Annotated in this window: 8 protein-coding genes; 5 read left to right on the top strand and 3 right to left on the bottom strand. The window is 69.9% G+C overall.

The window, feature by feature from the left end; genetic code table 11:
* Nucleotides 1-96: 96 nt before the first annotated feature.
* Nucleotides 97-1233 (bottom strand): multiple monosaccharide ABC transporter substrate-binding protein, encoded by a 1137-nt coding sequence (gene chvE, locus MYF83_RS17650; RefSeq protein WP_279339667.1) that lies wholly within the window; start codon nucleotides 1231-1233, stop codon nucleotides 97-99.
* A gap of 851 nt (nucleotides 1234-2084) precedes the next feature.
* Between chvE and araB the strand changes: the two genes are divergently transcribed.
* From araB to araA, 3 genes are read left to right on the top strand one after another with little or no spacing between them, the layout of a single operon-like run.
* Nucleotides 2085-3710, top strand: coding sequence for a ribulokinase (gene araB / locus MYF83_RS17645; RefSeq protein ID WP_248961587.1), 1626 nt, complete (start codon nucleotides 2085-2087; stop codon nucleotides 3708-3710).
* Nucleotides 3707-4369, top strand: a complete 663-nt coding sequence (locus MYF83_RS17640; RefSeq protein WP_248961539.1) for an L-ribulose-5-phosphate 4-epimerase — start codon at nucleotides 3707-3709, stop codon at nucleotides 4367-4369. The genes araB and MYF83_RS17640 overlap by 4 nt, the downstream gene beginning before the upstream one ends.
* Nucleotides 4366-5847 (top strand): L-arabinose isomerase, encoded by a 1482-nt coding sequence (gene araA / locus MYF83_RS17635; protein ID WP_248961538.1) that lies wholly within the window; start codon nucleotides 4366-4368, stop codon nucleotides 5845-5847. The genes MYF83_RS17640 and araA overlap by 4 nt, the downstream gene beginning before the upstream one ends.
* 166 nt (nucleotides 5848-6013) lie before the next feature.
* On the opposite strand, the gene MYF83_RS17630 is transcribed toward araA, so the two are convergent.
* Entirely contained in the window at nucleotides 6014-7078 is a 1065-nt protein-coding gene (locus tag MYF83_RS17630; RefSeq protein WP_248961586.1) for a LacI family DNA-binding transcriptional regulator, read from the bottom strand.
* Nucleotides 7079-7208: 130 nt separating this feature from the next.
* On the opposite strand from MYF83_RS17630, the gene MYF83_RS17625 reads away from it, so the two are divergent.
* Together MYF83_RS17625 and MYF83_RS17620 are read left to right on the top strand one after the other, a co-directional pair.
* Nucleotides 7209-7445: a hypothetical protein gene (locus MYF83_RS17625; protein WP_248961537.1), complete on the top strand. Its 237-nt coding sequence runs from the start codon at nucleotides 7209-7211 to the stop codon at nucleotides 7443-7445.
* Nucleotides 7446-7617: 172 nt separating this feature from the next.
* The gene (locus MYF83_RS17620; protein WP_248961536.1) at nucleotides 7618-9735 is read left to right on the top strand and encodes an RtcB family protein; all 2118 of its coding nucleotides are present in this window, start codon (nucleotides 7618-7620) and stop codon (nucleotides 9733-9735) included.
* Nucleotides 9736-9905: 170 nt separating this feature from the next.
* Here MYF83_RS17620 and MYF83_RS17615 read toward each other — a convergent pair whose 3' ends face one another.
* Entirely contained in the window at nucleotides 9906-10838 is a 933-nt protein-coding gene (locus MYF83_RS17615) for an endonuclease/exonuclease/phosphatase family protein (protein WP_248961535.1), read from the bottom strand.
* Between the last annotated feature and the right edge of the window lie 488 nt (nucleotides 10839-11326).

Below are 11326 nucleotides of genomic sequence, written 5' to 3'. Positions count from 1 at the left end.
GCGGGGGGGGCGGGGCACCGGGCCCCAATCTTGGTGTATACGGGCACCGTCGGGGGGGGGGGGGGGGCGGGGGGGGGGGCCCCCCACCCCATTGGATCAGCCCAGCTGCGCCTGCGTGTAGTAGCCGCTGTCGATGATGATCTTCTGGTAGTTCGTCTTGTCGACGATCACCGGGTCGAGCAGGTAGGACGGGACGACCTTGTTGCCGTTGTCGTAGTCCTTGGTGTTGTTCACCTCGGGCTTGCCGCCCTTGAGCACGGTGTCGGCCATCTTCACGGTGACGTCCGCGAGCTGGCGGGTGTCCTTGTAGATCGTGGAGTACTGCTCACCGGCGATGATGGACTTCACCGAGGCCAGCTCGGCGTCCTGGCCGGTCACGGTCGGGTACGGCTGGCCGGCGGTGCCGTAGCCGTTGCTCTTCAGGGCCGACAGGATGCCGATCGACAGGCCGTCGTAGGGCGAAAGGACGCCGTCGACCTTCTTGCCGCCGCTGTAGGTCTTGGTGAGCAGGTCCTCCATGCGCTTCTGCGCGGTGGCCGGGTCCCAGCGCAGGATGGCCACGGTCTTGAAGTCGGTCTGGCCGCTCTGGACCTTCAGGGTGCCCTTGTCGATGTAGGGCTTCAGCACCGACATCGCGCCGTTGAAGAAGAAGGTGGCGTTGTTGTCGTCGGGCGAGCCGGCGAACAGCTCGATGTTGAACGGGCCCTTGGCGTCGCCGTCCCCGCCATCGGCGGTCTTCAGCTTGAGGCCGACCAGCAGCGAGGTGGCCTGCTGGACACCGACCTTGAAGTTGTCGAAGGTGGCGTAGTAGTCGACGTTCGGGCTGTTGCGGATCAGCCGGTCGTAGGCGATGACCGGGATGTGCTTGTCGGCCGCCTCCTGCAGCTGGGTGGTGATGGCCGTGCCGTCGATCGAGGCGATGATGAGCAGCTTGGCGCCCTTGGTGATCTGGTTCTCCAGCTGGTTCACCTGGGTGGGGATGTCGTTCTCGGCGTACTGCAGGTCGACCTTGTAGCCGAGCTTCTCCAGGCTCGCCTTGACGTTGTCACCGTCGTGGATCCAGCGCTCCGACGACTTGGTGGGCATGGTGACGCCCACCAGGGCACCGGCAGTGCCGGCGGCGCCGCTGGCCGAGGCCTGGGCGTCGACGGTCTTCTCACTGGACCCGCACGCGGTCAGTGCCGCGGCGAGCGCGAAGGTGGATGCCACCGTCGCCAGTCTTGCGAATCTCATCGTTCTACTCCTTGCGAGTGGGGTCCCGATGCGAGCGGGTGGAGTCCGGCCGTGCCCCGGCCTGCGGGGCCCGGTGCGAATCGCGGTGGATCCGTCGTGGCGAGGGGTCTTTCGGCCGCTGGGCCGCCCGTCCCGTGCCCGGCGCCGGGTGGGCGCGGACGGCGGGGGTGAGGCGGCCGGTGGGGGGCGAGGCGTCCGGCCGGCGCCGGAGAGCTCGATGCCCGCACATGCCGGTTACCGTCCCGGCCGCGTGGACGGCGCGCCCGAGCCGATCACAGGATCGGCTTCATGGCCGGCTGGCATGTACGGACCTCCCGAATCGCGATCAGGCGAGCATGAGTACCGTGCGCCTGAGCGGCTCAGTGTTATCGCTAACAATTTGCCTGTCAATAGAGTCCGATAACGTCGCTATAACAAGAGCGAAACTCTTGGCGACCAGCGCTTTCGCCACCGGCGGGGCGAGGGGTCGGAGCGGGGCGCCGGCAGGCAGGGCTCCCGGCGCGGCTCGCGCGCGGCTCGCACGCGTTCCCGCCCCGGGATACGCCACGCGGGCACGGCCGGGGCCGGCCTCGCGGGTGAGCACGGCGAGGAGAGCGCGCATCAGTAAACGCCGCGCAGGCCACGACGTCAACATGGTGTCAACGTGCCATTTCGGCGTAATCGGACCGTGACCTGGAAATTCTTGACGGACCCGGTTGTTAGCGTTCACAGTCAAGCCCAGGTGCGCCGGCGCCCCGCCCCCGCGGACACCCGGCGCGACCCGCTCCGGCGCCATGGGTATGGCACCGCAAGCACGGTCTAGGACAGCCAGCAACCTGAGAGTGAATGTGAGCGATAACAACAGTCGCTATGTGGTCGGCGTGGACTTCGGCACGCTATCGGGCCGCGCCGTCGTGGTACGCGTAGAGGACGGCGCCGAGCTCGGCGCGGCCGTCCACGAGTACGCCGAGCGCGTCATCGAGGACGCGCTGCCCGGCAGCGGCGTCCGGCTCGGTCCCGACTGGGCGCTGCAGTCGCCGCAGGACTGGCGCGACGTGCTGCGCGTCGCGGTGCCCAAGGCGCTGGCCGTGGCCGGAGTGCCCGCCTCGCAAGTGATCGGCATCGGCACCGACTTCACCGCCTGCACCGTGCTGCCGGCCACCGCCGACGGCACGCCGCTGTGCGAGCTGCTCCCCGACCGGCCGCACGCGTGGCCGAAGCTGTGGAAGCACCACGCCGCCCAGCCGCACGCCGACCGGATCAACGCCCTGGCCGCCGAGCGCGGCGAGCCCTGGCTGCCCCGTTACGGCGGCAAGATCTCCTCGGAGTGGCAGTTCGCCAAGGGCCTGCAGGTCCTCCAGGAGGACCCCGAGGTGTACGACCTGGCCGAGCGCTGGATCGAGGCGGCCGACTGGATCATCTGGCAGCTCACCGGCGTGGAGACCCGCAACGTCTGCACCGCCGGTTACAAGGGGATCTACCAGGAGGGCGGCTATCCCTCCGCCGGCTTCCTGGCCGCCCTGGACCCGGGGTTCGCCGGCTTCACCGGCAAGCTCGGCGGCGAGCCCTCCCCCCTCGGGGGCCTCGCGGGGCGGCTCACCGCCCGGGCGGCCGAGTGGACCAAGCTCCCCGAAGGCATCGCCGTGGCCGTCGGCAACGTTGACGCGCACGTCACCTCGGCCGCCGCCGACGCCGTGCGGCCGGGCCAGATGGTCGCCATCATGGGCACCTCGACCTGCCACGTCATGCCCTCCGACCGGCTGGCCGAGGTGCCCGGCATGTGCGGAGTCGTGCGCGACGGCATCGTGCCGGGCCTTTGGGGATACGAGGCCGGGCAGTCGGGAGTCGGCGACATCTTCGCCTGGTTCGTCGATACCTCGGTGCCCGCCTCCTACACCGAGCGGGCCGCCGAGCTGGGCCTCGGCGTTCACGAGTACCTGACCTCGCTCGCCGCCGAGCAGAAGGTCGGCGCGCACGGCCTGGTCGCGCTCGACTGGCACAACGGCAACCGCTCGGTGCTGGTGGACCACAACCTGTCGGCGGTGATCGCCGGACAGACCCTCGCCACCCGGCCCGAGGACGTCTACCGGGCGCTCATCGAGGCCACCGCCTTCGGCGCCCGCGTCATCGTGGAGACCTTCGAGAAGTCGGGGGTGCCGGTGGAGGAGTTCGTCGTCGCCGGCGGGCTGCTCAAGAACGCCTTCCTCATGCAGATCTACGCCGACGTGCTGCGCCGCCCGCTGTCGGTCATCGGCTCCGACCAGGGGCCCGCGCTCGGCTCGGCGATCCACGCCGCCGTCGCCGCCGGGGCCTACGGCGACATCACCCAGGCCGCCGCGGCGATGGGCAAGCGCACCACGGACGCCTACGTGCCCGACGCCGCCCGCGCCGACGCCTACGACCGGCTGTACGCCGAGTACCGGCGCCTGCACGACCACTTCGCCGACGGGGAGCTGCTGCACCGGCTCCGCGCGATCAGGAACGAGGCCGGGGCATGATGCTGGAGGAGCTGCGCGAGACGGTCAGCCGGCTGCACGCCGAGCTGGTGCGCTACAACCTCGTCGCGTGGACCGCCGGCAACGTCTCCGGGCGGGCGCCCGGCGGCGAGCTGTTCGTCATCAAGCCGAGCGGGATCTCCTACGACGAGCTGACCCCCGAGGCGATGGTCGTGTGCGACCTCGACGGCAACCTGGTCGAGGGCGACTACGCGCCCTCCAGCGACACCGCCGCGCACGCCTACACCTACCGGAACCTGCCGGAGGTGAACGGGGTGGTGCACACCCACTCCACCTACGCCTCGGCCTGGGCCGCGCGCGGCGAGCCGATCCCCTGCGTGCTCACGGCGATGGCCGACGAGTTCGGCGGCGAGATCCCCGTGGGGCCCTTCGCCCTGATCGGGAACGACGACATCGGCAAGGGCATCGTGGCCACGCTCTCGGGCCACCGCTCCCCCGCCGTGCTGATGCAGAACCACGGGGTCTTCAGCATCGGCGACTCGCCGAAGGCGGCGGTGAAGGCCGCCGTGATGTGCGAGGACGTCGCCCGCACCGTCCACGTGGCGCGGCAGCTCGGCGAGCCGCTGCCGATCCCCCAAGCCGACATCGACCGCTTGTACGACCGCTATCAGAACGTTTATGGGCAGAGGAGTCATCTGTGAAACTGTGGTTCCTTACCGGCAGCCAGAGCCTGTACGGCGAGGACACGCTGCGGCAGGTGGCCGACCAGTCCCGGCAGATCGCCGACGCCCTGGACCGCGCGCTGCCCTTCGAGGTCGTCTGGCAGCCCGTCCTCACCGACGCGGGCGCCATCCGCAAGATGTGCGTCGCGGCGAACGCCGACGACGAGTGCGGCGGCGTCATCGCGTGGATGCACACCTTCTCGCCGGCCAAGATGTGGATCGCCGGCCTGGACGCGCTGCGCAGGCCGCTGCTGCATCTGCACACCCAGGCCAACGTCGAGCTGCCGTGGAGTTCCATCGACATGGACTTCATGAACCTCAACCAGGCCGCGCACGGCGACCGCGAGTTCGGCTACATCCAGTCCCGGCTCGGCGTGCCGCGCAAGACCGTGGCCGGGCACGTCAGCGACCCCGCGGTGGTGGCGCGCGTCGGCGCCTGGGCGCGGGCCGCGGCCGGCCGGGCCGAGGTGGGCTCGCTGAAGCTGGCCAGGTTCGGCGACAACATGCGGGACGTCGCGGTCACCGAGGGTGACAAGGTCGAGGCGCAGCTGCGCTTCGGCGTCTCGGTGAACACCTACGGCGTCAACGATCTGGTGGAGGCGGTCGAGGCGTCCGCGGACGCGGACGTGACGGCGCTGGTCAAGGAGTACGAGGACAGCTACCTGGTGGCCGGGGAGCTGCGGGCGGGCGGCGAGCGCCACGACTCCCTGCGGTACGCGGCGCGCATCGAGCTCGGCCTGCGCCACTTCCTGGAGGGCGGCGGCTTCAAGGCGTTCACCACCAGCTTCGAGGACCTCGGCGGGCTCCGGCAGCTGCCGGGGCTGGCCGTCCAGCGGCTGATGGCCGACGGCTACGGGTTCGGCGGCGAGGGCGACTGGAAGACCTCGGTGCTGCTGCGGACGCTGAAGGTCATGTCGGCGGGGCTCCCGGGCGGCACCTCCTTCATGGAGGACTACACCTACCACCTGACCCCGGGCGAGGAGGTCATCCTCGGCGCCCACATGCTGGAGGTCTGCCCGACGATCGCCTCGGGCACCCCCTCGTGCGAGATCCACCCGCTGAGCATCGGCGGCCGCGAGGACCCCGTGCGGCTGGTGTTCGACGCCCAGCCGGGACCCGCGGTCGTCGTGGGCCTGGCCGACATGGGAGAACGGTTCCGCCTGGTGGCCAACGAGATCGACGTGGTCGCCCCCGCCGAGCCGCTGCCCCGCCTCCCGGTCGCGCGGGCCGTGTGGAAGCCGCGCCCCGACCTGCGCACCTCGACCGAGTCGTGGCTGACCGCCGGAGCCCCGCACCACACCGTGCTGTCGGCGGCGGTCGGCGCCGAGGAGCTGACCGACTTCGCCGACATGCTCGGCGTCGAGCTGCTCCTGATCGACGCCGACACCACCACCCGCAGGTTCGCCCAGGAACTGCGCTGGAACCAGGCCTACTACCGCCTGGCCCAGGGGTTCTGACCCGACGTAGGCCCTGAACCCCCGTGGGGGCACGCGGACGAGTCGTCCGCGTGCCCCAGCGGGGGCTTTGGCATGTCCCGTCCGGGCGGCTCGGGTAGAGCCGCCCGGAGGGCTCAGGTGGAGGGCTGAGGTTGCCCGCGGAGGGCTCAGGTGGTCCGCAGAAGGCTCAGGTGGTCCGCGGGGGGCCGGAGCTGCGGCGCACGACCAGGTGCGGCTGCACCACGATGCGCGCGGGCGGGGCGGCCTCTGTGAGCGCCACTCCCCCGGCGCCCGCGAGCAGGCCGTCGGGCGGCTGCGCCGATCGGCCGCAGGGGGACTCCTCGTCGGCCAGGGCGTCGAGGAGGAGCTCAATGGCCTTGCGGCCGACCTCGGAGAAGTCCTGGGACACCGTGGTGAGCGGCGGGGTGAAGAACTCCGACTCGGGGATGTCGTCGAAGCCGACGACGCTCACGTCGTCCGGGACGCGGATGCGCGCCTCGTCGAGCGCGCGCATCACCCCGAGAGCCATCTGGTCGTTGGCCACGAAGACGGCCGTCAGGTCGGGCACCCCGGCGAGGAGCTGGCCGCAGCGGTAGCCCGAGCGCGGGCTCCAGTCGCCGTACAGGAGGTCGGGGATCGGCGCGCCGGCGGCGGTGAGCGTCTCGCGCCAGCCCTCGATGCGCCCCTGGGACTCCAGCCAGTCCGGCGGCCCGGAGACGTGCCAGACCGTACGGTGGCCCAGCCTGAGCAGGTGCTCGGTGACGAGCACGCCGCCCTTGCGCTGGTCGACGTTCACGACGGGGAGGCCCACGTCGGCGTCCCCCTCCACCGTCACCACCGGGACGGGCTGCGGCATCTCGGCCAGCGCGACCGCGACCGCGCTCTGCGGGACGATGACCACGAGCCCGTCCACCTGCTGACGGGCGAGGTGGTCCAGCGCCTCGGACAGGTCGTCGCGGGTCAGCTCGCGCAGGCTCACGATGCTCACGAAGTAACCGGCCTCACGGGCGGCCCGCTCGATGCTGTAGAGCGTGCTGGCCGGGCCGTACAGCGTCGTGTCGAAGGCGACCACCCCGAGGGTGTTGGTCTGCCTGGTGACGAGCGCGCGGGCGGTCGAGTTGCGGCGGTAGCCGAGGCCCTCGATGGCGGCGAGCACCCTCTCGCGCGTCTCCTGGCGTACATTGGGGTGGTCGTTGAGCACCCTGGACACGGTCTGGTGGGACACACCGGCGACCCTTGCCACATCCGCCATGACGGGCGAGCGATGGACGTTGCGAACCATGACCCTGGCCCCGCCTCCTTCCTCGCACGAACGCCCGGCCCACGGCTGGGGTGGGTCAATTGTTAACGTTCACATGGCCGTTGTAAAGGCTGTTCTCCAATTGACACCTACCGCGACCGGCCGCGCCCCCGCCGGTCGCCGCGAACCGGCCGCCCGCACGCCATGCTCCCGCGAGACCGGCGCCCGCCCCGCGCCGGGCAGATCCGACCTGCTGCTGGCCGTGGCCGGGCACGAAGCGGAACAGGTCCTGCGGGACCAACAGCCGATGCTCGTCGCCCTCACCGCCGCCCTCGACAGCCTCCGCCACCCCGGCGCCCGCGAGATCACCGCGGCCTGATCCAACGCCGAGCAGCCCGCCCGGCTGGGGCCGCCTCGGCGGCAGCGGCTCCGGCCGGCCCGACTGACGAGCCCCGTACGGAGCGGCGGGGCCGACGCGGGAGCGTTGGATAATGAGTGGGATCTCAGTGAGGACTTGGGCAGAGTAGATCTCGATCAAGAGGAGATCCGTCATGCCGAACCAGGTCGCACCGAACCTTCTGTCGTGGGCCAGCGAAATAGACGCGGGCACGATCGAGCAGGCGGCACGCACCGCCCGCCTGCGCTTCGTGTCAGGTCATGTCGCGCTCATGCCGGACGCGCATATCGGCATCGGCGCGACGGTCGGATCCGTGATTCCTACGGAGGGTGCGATCATTCCGGCCGCCGTGGGTGTGGACATCGGCTGCGGCATGGTCGCGACCGAGACCACGCTCACCGCCGCCGACCTGCCCGACACCATGGCCGCGCTGATGCCCATGGTCGAGCACCGCATCCCGGCCGGCGTCGGCAAGGGCCACGCCGATCCGTCCATGGACCGTGCCCTGAGCGAACTGGGACTCCCCCACACCGACCTGACCCCCAAGCAGGTGAAGAAGGTATCCGAGCAGTTCGGCACCCTCGGCTCCGGCAACCACTTCGTGGAGGTCTGCCTCGACGAGCGCGACCGGGTCTGGACGGTGCTGCACTCCGGTTCGCGCGGCATCGGCAACCAGCTCGCCACGATGCACATCGTGGACGCCAAGAAGCTCATGAAGCAGCAGGCCATCGGCCTGGAAGACCCCGACCTGGCCTACCTGATCCAGAGCACACCGGAGTTCACGGCGTACATCGAGGACATGCTGTGGGCCCAGCGCTACGCCATGGCCTCGCGCGCCCGCATGGACAGGGTCCTGATCAACGCCCTGTTCCGGGTCGTCGGCAAGGGCGAGCGAGTCCGCACGATCAACTGCTTCTCCGGCGAGACCGGCGTGCTGACGAGTTCGGGCGTACGGCCCATCGCCGAATTGGCAGGCGGCATCCACGAGCTGCTCACGACGGACGGCGAGTGGGTCAAGGCCCCTGTCCAGTCCTTCGGCCGGCAGCCGGTCATGCGCGTACGCCTGTCACGGAACGGCGTCAAGAAGGACATCTACGCCACCCCCGAGCATCGATGGCTGCTACGAACCCATTCCAGCGGCGGTACACGGTACTGGGGCAAGCGGCCCACAGAGGTCACCACTGCTGAACTGAAGCCAGGTGATCGCCTTGCCTGGACCTTCCCTAAGCGGCCGGACGGCATGGTCGTCGACAAGGAAGGCGCGGCGAGAGGCTTCGTCTTCGGTGACGGGGCAGTGAGCCCTCCCAACAGGTCTCCTGCGAACTTCTGCGGGGAGAAGGACCTCTCCCTGCCGCCTTTCTTCGAGGGCTTCGGCAGGCCACCGCGAACGTATCCAGCCATGAAGGTGATCAACGGGCTACCTCTGGAACGGAAGACGTGCGTGCCGGGTCTCGACTGCGGGCCCTCCTACCTGTACGGCTGGGTAGCCGGATACTTCGCGGCCGATGGCGATGTCGGCAAGACAGGTCGTCCCACCCTCGTCTCGGCAGTTCGCGAGAACCTGGAGCAGGTACGAAGGATATGCGGCCTGCTCGGTATCGGAACGTACGGGATTCGCACGCGGATGACCCTGGGGTACAACAAGGAGCCGGCGCCGATGTACCTCATGGGCCTCATGCGTGGCGATCTCGACCCTTCATTCTTCCTCATCCCCGCCCATCGAGAGCGGTTCCAGGCAGGTCGCCGCGTGGTGGAGCGGCGAGGGTGGACCGTGTCAACGGTCGAGGAGACGGACAGGGTCGAGGAGGTGTTCTGCGCAGTGGTGGAGGGCACCCACGCGTTCGCGCTGGAGGACAACATCCTTACCCGAAATTGTCATCACAACTTCACGCAGATGGAGAAGCACAACGGCCGGGACCTGTGGATCACCCGTAAGGGCGCCATCAAGGCCGACGTAGGCGACGAGGGCGTCATCCCCGGCTCGATGGGAACTCAGTCCTACATCGTCCGCGGCCGCGGAAACCCCGACTCCTACAACTCCTGCTCCCACGGCGCCGGCCGCCGCATGTCACGCACCCGGGCCAAGCGAGAGCTGTCAGCCAAGTCGCTCACCGAAGCGATGCGCGGCCGAACCTGGAACGCCAACCGCGCCGCCGCCCTAGTGGACGAACACCCCGACGCGTACAAATCGATCGACCAGGTGATGGAAGACCAGAAGGACCTCGTCGAGATCCAGCACACACTGCACCAGATCTTCAACTACAAAGGCTGAAGATAAACACACGCCCCGCCGCGATCGTGGCCGCCCAAGACATTGGCTTCTACGGCTGCCGCCGAGGCGCACGTCCAGCCGGTGAGAGCCGTAGACGGCCGGACATGGGTGAACCCCGCCTGATCGCATCGGCGTAGGTCAGGTGGGGTCGTGGGCTGGCCGGCTCCGCCTCAGGGGAGCACCAGGTGGGCGAAAAGGGTGCGGTGGTCGGTCATGGGGATCAGGTGGGTGCTGTACGCGCGGATCGCGATGCGCGGGTCGGCCAGCACGTGGTCGAGCGTCACCCCGGGGATCGGCTTCCACCCCTTGGCGGGCCAGGTCGGTGACAGCCCCTGGCCGGTGACGTCGGCAGCGTCCCGGTAACCCGTACCGAGCAGGCGCCTCAGCGCCCCGTGGTCCAGCGTGGCGTTGAAGTCGCCGGCGAGCACGCGCACCACTCCTCGGGGTTCGGCGACGGGAAGTGCGCGCAGGCCCTGTGCCCAGCACCAGACCTTGTAGTCGAAGCGTGGCGCGCACGGATGCACCGACGCCACGTACACCTCCGGACCGCCGGGCACCTTCACGACGGCCTCGGCCTGGCGGAAGTTCCCGTACTCGATGATGGGCCCGGCGCGGAGCGGGAACCGCGCGTAGATGCCCGACCCCCAAGGCCCGTTCGCGGGCTTTCCTGCCCGGTTGGGAAGCAGATCGTCCAGCCCGGCCTTCTTCAGGCTCTCCACCGCACCAGGCGTGAGTTCCTGAATCGTCAGCACGTCCGGCTTCAGCCGCCGCGCGAGGCTGACGATCTCCTCCGGTGAGGCCGCGCCCACGGCCATGTTGGTGGACATGATCCGGAGCTCCCGCCCGGCGGCCGCCGGGTTGCCCTCGGCCAGCGCCCTCGGCAGCACGCACACACCCAGCACCACCGTCACCAGCACGCCCGCCGCCACGACCGGCCACCTGCGCAGGAGCAGGGCGACCAGTGGCACGACGGCCGAAGCGGCAGCGACGAACGGGGTGAAGGCCACGAGCTGGATCCAGTACAGGCCGAGGTCCCACTCCGTGAGGCGGAGCACGGCCCACGCGGCGAACGGCACGAGAAGCAGCCATACCAGGGCAGTCACCCAGCGCCACCGCCGCCTGGCATCCGGCTTATCGATCACACGGCGATTGTCGCAGGGTCAGGTGGCCTCGTGGTGCACGGTGCCTCACTCCACTGGAATGTCAGCGCCTCGCCTTGATCTCGTTGGGGAGCCGGCGCCGTCGGTGCAGCCCTTCTCCTCCAGGCGGGCGAGGGACCTGACGGTCACCCCCCGGCAGCAGTGCACGCCACCCTCGTGACCACTGACTGATGGCGCCGACGAGCAGGGGCCCGTCGAGGATGCCGGGAGTGAACACGCTCGCCGAAGGTCATCTCCCGCCCCGGGCACCATGGGAGCATGTCCGGCACCAGAGCGGCCCACCTGCCGTCTTTGTCGCTGCCTGACAAACGGAGCACTCTCGCCCGTGGCCAGTCCGAACGGCCCCCCGAGTCCACGAGCCGCTGCGCGACCAAGATCACACCAGCCGCATGTCACACCACCCCGACGGGCGCGTTTGTGTGATCCCCACA

Source organism: Sphaerisporangium perillae, from assembly GCF_023276435.1.
Lineage (GTDB): Bacteria > Actinomycetota > Actinomycetes > Streptosporangiales > Streptosporangiaceae > Sphaerisporangium > Sphaerisporangium perillae.
This window is presented reverse-complemented; position numbering and strand designations above follow the sequence as displayed.